This is a genomic window from Dyella lutea (genome assembly GCF_024158035.1).
In the GTDB taxonomy this organism is placed as follows: Bacteria; Pseudomonadota; Gammaproteobacteria; order Xanthomonadales; family Rhodanobacteraceae; genus Dyella_A; species Dyella_A lutea.
On record NZ_JAMZEK010000001.1, the window covers coordinates 1,243,726 to 1,257,112 of the forward strand.

General features: G+C 69.7%; 10 protein-coding genes and 1 pseudogene. 7 read left to right on the forward strand and 4 right to left on the reverse strand.

The window, feature by feature from the left end; genetic code table 11:
- Positions 1 to 89 precede the first annotated feature (89 nt).
- Positions 90 to 491 carry a phosphate-starvation-inducible PsiE family protein gene (locus NC595_RS05455; RefSeq protein ID WP_253565267.1) on the forward strand — a complete coding sequence of 134 codons (402 nt, stop codon included), beginning with the start codon at positions 90 to 92 and terminating at the stop codon, positions 489 to 491.
- Positions 492 to 557: 66 nt separating this feature from the next.
- Here the strand turns inward: NC595_RS05455 and NC595_RS05460 are convergent.
- Positions 558 to 1,533 (reverse strand): annotated as a pseudogene (locus NC595_RS05460) (cation diffusion facilitator family transporter).
- Between the two features lie 143 nt (positions 1,534 to 1,676).
- Between NC595_RS05460 and ltaE the strand changes: the two are divergent.
- Entirely contained in the window at positions 1,677 to 2,693 is a 1,017-nt protein-coding gene (ltaE, locus tag NC595_RS05465; RefSeq protein WP_253565268.1) for a low-specificity L-threonine aldolase, read from the forward strand.
- Positions 2,694 to 2,759: 66 nt separating this feature from the next.
- Complete coding sequence (locus tag NC595_RS05470) at positions 2,760 to 3,887, forward strand: hypothetical protein (protein ID WP_253565269.1); 1,128 nt, start codon at positions 2,760 to 2,762, stop codon at positions 3,885 to 3,887.
- Between the two features lie 72 nt (positions 3,888 to 3,959).
- Here NC595_RS05470 and NC595_RS05475 read toward each other — a convergent pair whose 3' ends face one another.
- The 3 genes from NC595_RS05475 to NC595_RS05485 all read right to left on the reverse strand — a co-directional run bounded on the left by NC595_RS05475 (position 3,960) and on the right by NC595_RS05485 (position 6,811).
- Positions 3,960 to 4,883: a glutaminase gene (locus NC595_RS05475; RefSeq protein ID WP_253565270.1), complete on the reverse strand. Its 924-nt coding sequence runs from the start codon at positions 4,881 to 4,883 to the stop codon at positions 3,960 to 3,962.
- Positions 4,884 to 4,917: 34 nt separating this feature from the next.
- Complete coding sequence (locus tag NC595_RS05480; protein ID WP_253565271.1) at positions 4,918 to 6,171, reverse strand: polyhydroxyalkanoate depolymerase; 1,254 nt, start codon at positions 6,169 to 6,171, stop codon at positions 4,918 to 4,920.
- Between the two features lie 100 nt (positions 6,172 to 6,271).
- Positions 6,272 to 6,811, reverse strand: a complete 540-nt coding sequence (locus tag NC595_RS05485) for an RDD family protein (RefSeq protein WP_253565272.1) — start codon at positions 6,809 to 6,811, stop codon at positions 6,272 to 6,274.
- On the opposite strand from NC595_RS05485, the gene xerD reads away from it, so the two are divergent.
- From xerD to NC595_RS05505, 4 genes are all read left to right on the forward strand, one after another.
- Positions 6,810 to 7,727 (forward strand): site-specific tyrosine recombinase XerD, encoded by a 918-nt coding sequence (gene xerD, locus NC595_RS05490; RefSeq protein ID WP_253565273.1) that lies wholly within the window; start codon positions 6,810 to 6,812, stop codon positions 7,725 to 7,727. The genes NC595_RS05485 and xerD overlap by 2 nt on opposite strands.
- A gap of 113 nt (positions 7,728 to 7,840) precedes the next feature.
- The gene (locus NC595_RS05495; RefSeq protein ID WP_253565274.1) at positions 7,841 to 8,614 is read left to right on the forward strand and encodes a DsbC family protein; all 774 of its coding nucleotides are present in this window, start codon (positions 7,841 to 7,843) and stop codon (positions 8,612 to 8,614) included.
- Positions 8,615 to 8,701: 87 nt separating this feature from the next.
- Positions 8,702 to 12,568, forward strand: a complete 3,867-nt coding sequence (purL, locus tag NC595_RS05500; protein ID WP_253565704.1) for a phosphoribosylformylglycinamidine synthase — start codon at positions 8,702 to 8,704, stop codon at positions 12,566 to 12,568.
- A gap of 47 nt (positions 12,569 to 12,615) precedes the next feature.
- Complete coding sequence (locus NC595_RS05505) at positions 12,616 to 13,365, forward strand: hypothetical protein (RefSeq protein WP_253565275.1); 750 nt, start codon at positions 12,616 to 12,618, stop codon at positions 13,363 to 13,365.
- The last annotated feature ends 22 nt before the right edge of the window (positions 13,366 to 13,387 follow it).

Consider the following 13,387-nt stretch of genomic DNA (forward strand, 5'->3'; position numbering starts at 1 on the left):
GTCCCGCCACGCCGGGGCGTCTTGCAGCGGGGCCGCAGCCGTGGCCATGATGGCTGGGCGCGGCTTTTCGCCGATGCCGAGGACACGCCATGCAGACGCCGCTGATCGGTCGCTCGTTCTCCCTCATCGAAAAGGTCGGCCTGCTGGCCATCCTGGCGGCGACGCTGTTCGCCGGTTTCAGCGAGGTAAAACAGATGGTCCGGGCCGGCCACGCCGGCGTCAGCGACCTGCTGCTGCTGTTCATGTACCTCGAGCTGGTCTCGATGGTCGAGGTGTACTGGACGGCGGGCAAGCTGCCCGTGCGCATGCCGCTGTACATCGCGATGGTGGCCCTGGCGCGGCACATGCTGGTGGACCAGCAGTTGCCCGCGCTCGATCTGCTGGGCACGGCGGTGGCGATCCTGCTGCTGGCGGTGGCCGTGGTCGTGGTGCGCTACGGCCACCTGAAACTGCCGTACCGCGATGCGATCGACTCGCGCCACCTGAGCTGACCGTCGCCTTGTTCGCCCGATCGGTTCCAGGTCGACGCGCACAACGGTGACGGTGCCGGAGCCCGGCTAGTGCGTCAGGGTGTTCTGCTTGCCCAGGACGTCGCGCCGCCGCTGCCACGTCTCGGGCGTCTGCGGCTTTACGAACAGCGCCGCCAGTTCCGGATGGTTGGTCTTGGCCCGTCGCTCGATGCGCCCGATGCAGGCCTCGATATCCGGCGTGGCAAGTCGGTCCTCGAACTCCGCGCTCAAGGCGGCCACCACCCGATCCGGCCCCATCTGCACGGTGAAGACGCCGTTGGCGCTGCGCACGCCCGGGTCCGTCGAAGCGATGTCCATCAGCGAGCGGGCGACCGCCGGGCGGGCGGCTTCGCCAATCAGCAGCCCCTTGGTTTCGCGCGCAAGCACGAATGCCGACGCCGCGAGGATCGCACCGATTGCCAGCGATGCGATGCCGTCAAGCGCCGGCATTTCCAGCCAGTGGGACAGGCCCACCCCGGCCAGGGCGGCGGCCAGCCCGCTCAAGGCAGCGGTGTCTTCGAGCAGTACCGTGAAGATACTGGGGTCCTTACTCTGACGGACCGCCTCCAGATATCCCTGCGTTCCCTTGCGGGCGACGGAACTCGCGTAGCGCGATGATCCAGGTCGAGCCCTCGAACAGCGCCGAGACACCGAGCACCACGAGGCTGGTCACGAGATGTTCGGTGGGCTCGGGTGATCGCAGGTGCACCACGCCCTGGTAGAACGACACGCCTGCACCCATGGCCAGGATCAGTAGCGAAACGATGAAGCTCCAGAAGTAGAGCTCGCGCCCGTGACCGAAGGGGTGCTCGTCGTCCGCCGGCTGGCGCGAGCGATGCAGGCCGTACAGCAACAGCAGCTCGTTCGTCGTGTCGACCAACGAATGCACCCCTTCACTGAGCATCGCCGAGCTGCCGGACAGGGCGGCGGCGGCGAACTTGGCGACGGCGATGGCGAAATTGCCGGCGAGCGCGGCGATAACCACCATGGTGGACGCGCCGGAATGGCCGGTACGGTGGGACATGTGCCTCCTCCTACACAGGTGGGGCGAAGGGTGCCGCGCCGTACGTCGATCCACTGTGGAAGCGATGGCATCCCGCGCATGCTTGTGGCGCGACGGAGCGCGCGGCATGCTCGCGGTTTCCACGGAACTGACGAGAGCACGCGATGGCTTGGGTGGACCTGCGCAGCGACACCGTGACGCAACCGACCGCAGCGATGCGCGCGGCGATGGTCGAGGCGGCAGTGGGCGACGACGTCTACGGCGAGGACCCCACGGTCAACGCGCTGCAGCAGCGGCTCGCCGACGATCTGGGCTTCGAGGCCGGGCTGTTCGTGCCCACCGGCACCCAGTCCAACCTGATCGGCCTGATGGCGCACTGCGAGCGCGGCGACGAGTACATCGTGGGCGCCGACGCGCACACCTATCGCTGGGAGGGCGGCGGCGCCGCGGTGCTGGGCTCGATCCAGCCGCAGCCGATTCCGCAGGACGCCGACGGCACGCTGCCGCTGGAGAAGGTGGCTGCGGCGATCAAGCCGATCGACCCGCACTTTCCGCGCACCAAGATCCTCGCGCTGGAGAACACCTGGTGGGGTCGCGCGCTGCCGCTGGATTACCTTGCCGCGGCACGCGCGTTCACCCGCGAGCGCGGCCTTGGCTTGCATCTGGACGGCGCGCGGCTGTTCAACGCAGCGGTCGCCTGTGGCGTGCCGGCGCGCGAGATCACCCAGCACTTCGACAGCGTGTCGGTGTGCCTGTCGAAGGGTCTGGGCGCACCGGTGGGTTCGGTGCTGGTCGGCTCGGCGTCCTTGATCGAGAAAGCGCGGCGCTGGCGCAAGGTCGCCGGCGGCGGCTGGCGCCAGGCCGGCCTGCTGGCCGCCGCGTGCACCTATGCGCTGAATCACCACATCGATCGCCTCGCCGACGACCACGCTCGCGCCGCGCGCCTGGCCGAGGGGCTGGCGGCGATCCCCAACGTGAAGCTGCTCGGCCAGCACACCAACATGGTCTACGTCGACGTGCCGGTGGAGCAGCTGCGCGATCTGGACGTCCATCTGCGTGCGCGCGACATCCGCATCGGCATCGGCTACACGCCCACGCTGCGCCTGGTGACGCATCTGGATGTGGACGACGAGGGCGTGGCACGCACGGTGACGGCGTTCGAGGCGTTCTTCGCCGCGTAGGGTGATGGACGGCTTCGGTGCGCCGGTTATGCTGGGCCGTCGTTCTTCATGGAAGAGGAGTTCCTGATGCGACACCTGCGCATCCTCTGGCTCGGTGCAGCCGTGATGCTGACCGCCTGCCAGCGACCGGGCGATGCCCCGGCCGGGCCGCAGCAGGCGAGCCTGTTGCCGCCCGATCAGGCATCCGCCCACGTGATCGCGGCAGCCCCGCCCGCCGCGCATACCGCCGCCTCCGTTGCAGGTTCGCTGCCTGCGCCGCTGGCGCCGATCCGTGCGGTGGGGACGGACGAAGCAATCAAGCCGTTCGACTTCGCTGGAACCTCCGGCGGCATCGGCCCGGCCGTGTGTCGTTTCGACGGGCTGCAGTTGCCCCCGGGCACCAAGGTCTACGCCGCCGGTGGTTACGGTGGCGCGGCGCAGGCGTTCCAGATCGACCAGAGCGGCCATCAGGCCACCCGCATGGACGTGGCGGTGAACCAGCCATCGGCGCCCGTCGTACTGATGCTCGGCAGCTACGAGCCCACCGTGTGGAACGTGGGCTGGTCACCGGGCACGCGCATCCTCGCGGTGCTGGTCAGTGGCTACCACCGGCAGGTGATCAACGGCCTGCCATCGGGCGTGCCACGCATCGTCAGCACCCGCGACAACCACGGCGCCTGTCCGTCGTTCTCGCTGTCCGGCGATCGTCTCGACTCGCTCAATTCGGCGGCCCGGCTGGTGTTCGGGCGCAACGTCGACATGGTGTTCCCCGCGCGCAGCGGCAAAGTGCTGGTCAGCGAGAGTGGCGCCGAGGCGGGCCGCTGGGTGACCGACCGCGCAGCGCAGGCCGCCGAGTCGTTCCGCCTGGCCGATGCGCCGCTGGCCGGTGAAGCTGGACTGGAGGAAGCCGTGCGCAAGGGCTATCTGCGCGAGGCGACGCCTGCGGATGTACGCGATTGGCAGATGGCCGCCGCCGCGGCTCGCGGGCCGGGCGATGTGCCGCCGGTCTACGGCGGCACGAAGCCCCGGCCGATCGGGATGTATCACGCCTACGTGGTGCTGAAGCCGTTCACCCTGCCGGCTGGCCTGTACGGCGCCCACAGCGCCACGTTCTTCGTGCCGAAGGGCCTGCCGCGCCCGAAGGGCACGCTGGGGCACTCCACCCTGTACGACTTCAACACGCTCAGTTGTGCCGGTGTGGCGTGCTGGCATTAGGCGAGCCGGTCAGCGATAGCGCTGACGAACAAGCCGCGCGGCGGTGGACTGCCTCGTGCCAGCGCCGACCGATCAGAAAATCGACAGCCCGGTCAGGCTGGTGAAGCGCTCCAACGCCAGGCTGCCTGCCAGCGAGTTGCCCTTGGCGTTGAGCGCCGGCGACCACACCGCCACCGCCAGCTTGCCGGGGATCACTCCGACGATGCCGCCGCCGACGCCGCTCTTGGCCGGCATGCCCACGTGGTAGGCGAAGTCGCCCGCCGCGTCGTAGGTGCCGCAGGTGAGCATCAGCGCGTTGATGCGCTTGGCCAGGTCCGGCGACAGCAGCGCCTTGCCCGACCACGGGCAGCGGCCCTGATTGGCCAGGAACAGGAAGCCGCGCGCCAGGTCGGTGCAGCTCATCGCCAGCGAGCACTGATAGAAGTAGAAATCCAGCACCGCCTCGATCGGCTGCTCGAGGTTGTCGAAGCTGCGGATGAAGTTGGCCAGCGCGGCGTTGCGGTAGCCGTGCGACTTCTCCGACGCGGCCACTTCCGGGTCGTCGCGCAGCGCGGGATTGGCCGCGCAGCCACGCACCGCAGCCAGCAGCTCGGCGCGCGCGTCGGCGCGGCTCCCCAGCACCACGTCGGCCACCACCAGCGCGCCGGCGTTGATGAACGGGTTGCGCGGCACGCCGTGTTCCACTTCCAGCTGCACCAGCGAGTTGAATGCGCTGCCGGAGGGCTCGCGGCCGACCCGCTCCCACAGCCGCTCGCCGACCGCCTGCAGGGCGAGGGTGAGCGTGTAGACCTTGGAGATGCTCTGGATCGAGAACGGCTCGTCGGCGTCGCCGGTGCGGTACAGCTGGCCATCCAGCGTGACCACCGCCATGCCGAACTTCCCGCGCGGCACACTGGCGAGGCGCGGGATGTAGTCGGCCACTGCGCCCTGCGCCAGCACCGGACGCAGCTCGTCGCGGATCGCGTCGAGGACGCGCTGGTAATCCGGCGCGCTCATGCGCGTCGGGCCGTGCCGTGCGGACGATGGAGCATCACGCCTTGCGCTGGTCGAACTGCCGGATGAAGTCGCGCACCTGCGGGTAGACCGTCTCGCGCCAGCGGCGGCCGCTGAAGATGCCGTAGTGGCCGGCACCCTCGATCACGCGGTGCATGCGCGAGCGGGCCGGGATGCCGGTGCACAGGTCGTGTGCCGCCTCGGTCTGGCCCAGGCCGGAGATGTCGTCCAGCTCGCCTTCCACGGTAAGCAGCGCGGTGTGCTTGATCGCCGACGGATCGACCCGCTCGCCCGCCACGTCCCACACGCCGCGCGGCAGCAGGAACTGCTGGAACACCTTGGCGATGGTGTCGAGATAGAACTGCGCCGGCATGTCGAGCACGGCGTTGTACTCGTCGTAGAACTTGCGATGCGACTCGGCGTCGTCGAGGTCGCCGCGCACCAGGTCCTGGTAGAAATCCCAGTGCGAGTTGAGGTGGCGGCTGGGGTTCATCGCGATGAAGCCGGCATGCTGCAGGAAGCCCGGGTAGACCTCGCGGCCGGCACCCGGATAGTTGCTCGGCACGGTGTGGATCACGTTGCCCTTGAACCACGACAGCGGCTGGCGCGTGGCCAGGTTGTTGACGCTGGTGGGGCTGCGACGCGGGTCGATCGGGCCGCCCATCATGGTCATCGAGCGCGGCGTGGTCTCGCCGCGCGAGGCCATCAGCGAGATCGCGGCCAGCACCGGCACGGTCGGCTGGCACACCGAGATCACGTGCAGCGAGTCGGCGCCGATGTGGCGGATGAACTCCTGCACGTAGGCGACGTAATCGTCCAGGCCGAACGAGCCCGCGCTGGCCGGGATCATGCGCGCATCGACCCAGTCGGTGATGTAGACCTTGTGATCGCGCAGCAGGGTGCGCACGGTGTCGCGCAGCAGCGTCGAGTGATGCCCCGACAGCGGCGCCACCACCAGCACCACCGGGTCGTTCTTCATCTTCTCGATGGTGTCCGGGTCGTCGCTGAAGCGCTTGAACCGCTTGAGCTGGCAGAACGGCTTGTCCAGCGCCACGCGCTCGACGATGGCGATCTCATGGTCGTGCGCGATCGCCTGGTGGATGTCGAATTCCGGCTTCTCGTAATCCTTGCCGATGCGGTGCATCAGCTCGAACCCCGCCGCCCAGCGCTCGATGCCCGGCCACTGCGCGAGCGGGCTGGAGGGATCGTTGAGCATCTTGGCGTTGGCGTCGGCAAAGTGGCTCAGGGGGCCGAGGAAGGCACGCTGCCACTCGTGAATCTGGTAAAGCATAGGCAAGACCGTCGAACTCTAAAGTCCTGATCTTAGTTCCTTTCAAGTTGAATTGTGTTGCGGTGCCGCAAGAATTTGCACAGACCGCCGGCGCACAGGCTCAGCCGGCGCGGCGGACCTCGGTACCGGCGACGAGATCGTGCAGGGCGCGGCGGCGCGGGTCGACCAGGGCGACCGCGAACCAGACTGTCCAGGTCGCCAGCATCGCCAGTGCGGCCTCCCGCAGGCCGATCATCGGCGACAGGCCCAGTGCCAGCAGCGGCAGTGCGGCGACGGCCAGGCGCAGCAGCAGGCGCGCCGTTGGTACCGTGGCGCCGCTGGCGGACACCACGCGCAGGCGCCACGGACGCATGCCCACGGTCTGCCCGCCGCGCCGCCAGGACGCCACGAAATAGCCGCCCACGCAGGCCGCCTCGAAGAACGGGAACCACCACGCCCTCAGGTGCTGGTGCTCGTCGAGCAGATGGCCGCCGGTCAGGGCCAGGCCGACCATGTTGGCCACCAGCATGATCGCCACCACGATCAGCAGGTCGTAGACCAGGGCGATGAGGCGGAGCCAGAGCGGGGCGGGGAGCGAAGCGGTCGTGTCGGTCATCGGCGGCTTGCGTGAGGCGCGCGCCACGCCGAGCATGGTGCGCATGAGAGAGAACGAATCGCCCGGCAGTATCGCCGAAGCCGACCAGCGCAGCATCGCCACTTTCCTGGAGGGGGTGTGGTCGGAGGACGGTCTGTCCGATCGCACGCTCGACGCCTACCGCCGCGACCTGGAGGGCCTGGCGCGCTGGCTGGCGACGCGCGGGCGCAGCCTGCGCGATGCCCGGCGCGAGGACCTTTCCGCCTACCACGGCGCGCAGCCGGTGGCGGTGCGCTCGCTGGCGCGGCGGCAATCGGCGTTCCGCCGCTTCTACGGCCACCTCACCCGGCACGAGCCGGGTTTCGAGGATCCGACCCGGCTGATCGAGCGACCGAAGATGCCGCGCAGCCTGCCCAAGGCGCTGGCCGAACGAGAGATCGAGGCGCTGCTGGAGGCGCCGGACACCGGCACCACGCTGGGCCTGCGCGACAAGGCGATGCTGGAGCTGATGTACGCCTGCGGCCTGCGCGTGTCCGAACTGGTGGAGCTGCCACTGGCCGGGCTGAACCCTCGGCAGGGCGTGTTGCGGGTCACCGGCAAGGGCGGAAAGGACCGGCTGGTGCCGGTCGGCGAGATGGCGCTGGAGCGCATCGAGGCCTACCTGCGCGAGGCGCGACCGGTGCTCGCGCGCGGGCGCCAGCCGGCGGCGTTGTTTCTCAGCCGACGCGGCGAAGGCATGACCCGGCAGATGTTCTGGACCCTGGTCAAGCGCTACGCCGTGCGGGTCGGCATCACGCCCAAGCGCATCTCGCCGCACGTGCTCAGGCACTCCTTCGCCACCCACCTGCTCAACCACGGCGCCGACCTGCGCGCCTTGCAGATGCTGCTCGGCCACAGTGCACTGAGCACCACGCAGATCTACACCCTGGTGGCCAAGGAAGGACTCAAGCGCCTGCACGCGCAGCACCATCCGCGAGGGTGACGAGGCGGCCTGCCGCATGACGCGGTCGCCGGAACGGTTCAGGCGGCTGTGCCAGAATCCTGGCTCTTTCGGCGGCACATCGGGGCCGCCGCACGCATGACGAGGTTGGCGCGATGTGGAAACAGCTGGTCCTGGCCCTGGTCCTGGGGGCGATGTCGGTGGCGGTCGCGGCGGCCGACGGCGGTCGTGACAACGGCGTGTCGCCGGGGGCCGAGCGCGCGGTTCGTGCGGCGATCGCCAGTTTCGGGCCGGGCGTGAAGATCGAGCGCATCGCGCCGGCGGAGGTCCCCGGCTTCTACCGCGTGATCGCCGCCGGCCAGATGGTCTACGTCAGCGACGACGGCAAGTACATGCTCAACGGCGACCTGGTGCAGGTCGACGGCCACAAGAGCCTGGGTGATGCCGCCTGGGCCAGTTTCCGCAAGGCCCAACTGGCCTCGGTGCCGGCGTCGCAGCGGATCGTCTTCGCGCCGCCGCACCCGAAAACCACGCTGACCGTGTTCACCGACGTCAACTGCGGCTTTTGCCGCCAGCTGCACGAGCACATCGGGGACTTCATGAAAGCCGGCATCGCGGTCGAATACCTGGCCTGGCCGCGAGAGGGTGTCGCCACCACCGCGGGGCGGCCCACGCCGACTTATACCGAGATGGTCTCGGTCTGGTGCGCGGCCGACCGCAAGCAGGCGTTCGCCGAGGCCAAGGAAGGGCACGAGCCCAAGCCCGCCACCTGCAACAACCCGGTCAAGGCCCAGTACGAGCTTGGCCAGCGGATCGGGGTCAGCGGCACGCCCGCGATCTTCACCCCGGACGGCCGCGAGCTGGGTGGTTACGTCACCGCCCAGCAGGTGCTGGACGACCTCGCCAGGCACCCCGGTTCGGGCAGCTGATCCGGGGCAGGCCCGGGGGCAGGGCGATGCGGTGGTGCAGCATCGGGTAGAATGGCGGTTTTCCCGTACAGCGCCATTCCCCCTCGCATGATCGCTTTCGACGGGCAAAACGCCCTTTCGCCGTTCCGCCTCGACCGTCTCAACGCCCGCCTCGATGTGCTGCATCGCGGTGCTCGTGTGCAGGCGTCCTGGTTCGTTTACTTCCTCGATGCCGACCGCGTGCCCGAAGGCGAGCAGCGCAAGCGCCTGCTCGAGGTGCTCGAGGCGAAGGATGCCGAGCCGGAGGAAGCCACGCTGTGGGTCGTACCGCGGCTGGGCACCATCTCGCCGTGGTCGAGCAAGGCCACCGACATCCTGCATGGCGCCGGCTTCGACGTGCGCCGCGTCGAACGCGGCATGGCGTGGCTGGCGGTGGGTCTGCCCGAGGCCGGTGCCCCTGACCACGAAGCAGTGATGGGCGTGCTGCACGACGCGATGACGCAGTCGGTGCTGACCGACCTTTCCCGGGCGCAGGGCCTGTTCCTCGCCGGTACCCCGGGCGACCTGGTGCACATCCCCCTGGGCAGCGACCCGCTGGCGGCGCTGGCCGAGGCCAATGCGCGGCTTGGCCTGGCGCTGGCCGAGGACGAGATCGAATACCTGGCCGCCCGCTACGGCGACCTGGGCCGCGACCCGACCGACGCCGAGCTGTTCATGTTTGCTCAGGCCAATTCGGAGCACTGCCGCCACAAGGTGTTCAACGCCAGCTGGACGGTCGACGGCGAAGAGCAGGACAAGAGCCTGTTCGCCATGATCAAGAACACCCACCAGCACGCACCCGCGCACACGCTGTCGGCCTACAAGGACAACGCGGCGGTGATCGAGGGCAGCGAAGGCAAGCGCTTCTTCACCGACGACGACGGCACCTGGCGCGCGCACAGCGAGCGCATCGACTACGCGATCAAGGTCGAGACGCACAACCATCCCACCGCGATCGCGCCGTGGCCCGGTGCCGCCACCGGTGCCGGCGGCGAGATCCGCGACGAGGGCGCGACCGGCCGCGGCGCCAAGCCCAAGGCCGGCCTGACCGGCTTCTCGGTATCCGACCTGCGCATCCCCGGCCACTGGCAGCCGTGGGAGGTGGAGCGTCCGCTGCCGCCGCGCATGGCCACCGCGTTCGAGATCATGCGCGACGGCCCGCTCGGTGCCGCGGCGTTCAACAACGAATTCGGTCGTCCCTGCCTGGGCGGCTACTTCCGCACCTACGAGAACGAGCTGCCCGGTCAGGTCGGCTTCCGCCGCGGCTACGACAAGCCAATCATGATCGCCGGCGGCCTGGCCAACATCCGCGCCGACCACGTGCAGAAGCGCGAACTCAAGCCCGGTCACAAGGTGATCGTGCTGGGCGGCCCGGCCATGCTGATCGGCCTGGGCGGCGGCGCCGCCTCGTCGGTGGCCTCGGGTACCTCCAGCGCCGAGCTCGATTTCGCCTCGGTGCAGCGCGACAACGCCGAGATGGAGCGCCGCTGCCAGCAGGTGATCGACGCCTGCTGGGCGCGCGGCGACCACAATCCGATCGTCAGCGTCCACGACGTCGGCGCCGGCGGCCTGTCCAACGCGATTCCCGAGCTGCTCAACGATGCCGGTGTCGGCGGCGAGATCGACCTGTCCAAGGTGCCGTGCGACGACCCCTCGCTGTCGCCGATGCAGGTGTGGAGCAACGAGTCTCAGGAGCGCTACGTGCTCGGCATCGCCGAGGCCGACCTGGCCGAGTTCGAGGCCTACTGCGCCCGCGAGCGCTGTCCCTACGCGGTGGTCGGAACGGCGACCGAAGCACGCGTGCTGCGCGTGACCGATCCGCGTCGCGCGCTCACCGTGATCGACCTGCCGATGGATGTGCTGTTCGGCAAGCCGCCGCGCATGCATCGCGACGCCAGGCGCATCAAGGCGCGCATCGACCTGGTGCCCGACCTGTCCGGCGTGGGCATGGACGAGGCGGTGCTGCGCGTGCTGCGCCTGCCGACGGTGGGCTCGAAGAACTTCCTCATCACCATTGGCGACCGCACCGTCGGTGGCCTCAACCATCGCGATCCGATGGTCGGTCCGTGGCAGGTGCCGGTGGCCGACTGTGCGGTGACCATCGCCGACTTCGACGGCTATGCCGGCGAGGCGATGGCGATGGCCGAGCGCGCCCCGGTGGCGCTGCTCAACAGCGCAGACGCCGCGCGGCTGGCGGTGGGCGAGGCGATCACCAACCTGGCCGCCGCGGCGATCGATTCGCTGGGCGAAGTGCGCCTGTCGGCGAACTGGATGGCCGCGGTGAACACGCCGGGCGAGGACGCTGCGCTGTTCGACGCGGTCAAGGCGGTGGGCATGGAGCTGTGCCCGACGCTGGACATCTCGATCCCGGTCGGCAAGGACTCGCTGTCGATGCAGACGGTGTGGATGGACGGCGAGCAGCGCCAGTCCACCGTGTCGCCGGTGTCGCTGGTGATCACCGGCTTCGCCCGCGTCAGCGACGTGCGCCGCACGCTCACCCCGCAGCTCAAGCTCGACCGCGGTCCATCCGACCTGTGGCTGGTCGACCTCGGTGGCGGCCGCGACCGCCTCGGCGGTTCGGCGCTGACCCAGGTGTTCAACCGCGCCGGTGGCGTGCCGCCGGACCTGGAAGACCCCAAGCGCCTGAAGGGCCTGTTCGAGCTGGTGCAGGAAGCGAACCGCGCCGGCCTGCTGCTGGCCTATCATGACCGTTCCGACGGCGGCGTCATCACCACGCTGCTGGAGATGGCCTTCGCCGGTCACTGCGGCCTGGAGATCCACCTGGACGGCTGGGCCGAGGCCACGCTGCGCGCGCTCTTCAACGAGGAACTCGGCGCCGTGCTGCAGGTGGCCGAGGCCAACCGCGAGGCGTTCGAGGCGCTGCTGGTCAAGCACGGGCTGGCCGGGCTGAGCCATCGCATCGGCCGGCCCAAGGAAAAGCTCGGCATCAAGCTCTACCTCGGCAACGAGGCCACCTTCAAATGGCACTGGAGCACGCTGTTCAAGGCGTGGAACGAGACCAGCCACGCCATGCAGCGGTTGCGCGACAACCCGCTCAGCGCCGACGCCGAGCTGGAGTGGCGGCTGGACGACGCCGACCCGGGCATCACGCCGAAGCTCACCTTCGACATCACCAAGGACGTCGCCTCGCCGTACCTCGCCAGCGGCGCACCACGCCCGCGCGTGGCGATCCTGCGCGAGCAGGGCGTCAATGGCCAGGTGGAGATGGCCGCCGCGTTCACCCGCGCCGGCTTCGACGCGGTGGACGTGCACATGTCCGACCTGGCCTCGGGCCGGGTGAAGCTGGCCGACTTCCGCGGCTTTGCCGCCTGCGGCGGCTTCTCCTACGGCGACGTGCTCGGCGCGGGCCGCGGCTGGGCCACGTCGATCCTCTACAACGAAGACCTGCGCGCGCAGTTCGAGGCGTTCTTTGGCGATCCGTCGAAGTTCGCCCTCGGCGTGTGCAACGGCTGCCAGATGCTCAGCCAGCTCAAGGACATCATCCCCGGCGCGCAGCACTGGCCGAAGTTCCTGCGCAACGCCTCCGAGCAGTACGAGGCGCGCGTGGCGACGCTGGAGATCCTCGACTCGCCCAGCCTGTTCTTCAAGGGCATGACCGGATCGCGGATCCCGGTGGCGGTGGCGCACGGCGAAGGCCGCGTGCACTTCCCCAGCGTGTGCAGCCCGTCCAAGGCGCAGGCGGCGGTGCGTTTCGTCGACAACCGCGGCAAGCCGACCGAGAACTATCCGCTGAATCCGAATGGCTCGCCCGGCGGCCTGGCCGGCTTCACCGCCGCCGACGGCCGCGTGACCATCCTGATGCCGCATCCCGAGCGGGTGTTCCGCAGCGCCCAGCTGAGCTGGTGCCCGGACAGCTGGGGCGAGGATTCGCCGTGGATGCGCATGTTCCGCAACGCGCGGGCATGGTGCGGCTGAGCGGCAGCGGATCTCCCCGCGCCGCCGCGATCCGCGGCGGCTGAGTCATGCGCGGCCTCGCCCTGCGCCGCAGCTGGCCATACGCGCTCTGGCTGATCGCGCTGGCGCTGGTGCCGTGGTGGCTGGGTCTGCCGCTGTTGCTCGGTACCGCCGCGGCACTCCTGGTGCCGGTCGAACGCCTGCATGCCTGGCAAGGACGTCTGCGGCTGTCGCTGCGCTGGGGCTTGCCCGGCGTATCGCTCGCGCTCGGTCACCGCTTCGCCGAGGCGGCGCTCGGCTGGACCGTGGCGGCGGTGGCCGCACTGGCAGGATTCACCCTGCTGGCCGGACTCGAGGCCTGGCTGGACCGCCATCGTCGTGCGGATCGGGAGCTCGCCGTGACACCATCCGCAGGCGAAGAATGGCCGGAGCGTGTGTTGGCGCCGCCGCCGGTGGGCCACGGCATCATCGAGTTGGCGCCGCCCGACTGGCATGTCTGCGCGGCAGGATCGCCTGCGGGCCCGCCCGGCGGGCAAGTGCGTTACGTGCAGGAGGCGGGCTTTGCCGGCTTCCGTTTCGATGACGGCAGCCGCGTCGAGGCACCGCCCGGACGTTGCGCGATCGATCCCGGCGGCGGCTGGCTGGCGGTGGAGATTCGGCCGGGCGTCCTGCTCTGGGATCGCCGGAGCGGACGCGTGCACCGGCTGCGTCGGCGCGGCCTGTGCGGCTGGTATGCGGGCCATCCCTGGCTGCAGTCGAGCCCGGGCGAGATGCCGGTGCCGCTGGACGAGGCGCTGCGTCGCGAGCCGGCCGACTGAGTCGTTTTCCAATCGCCGCCGC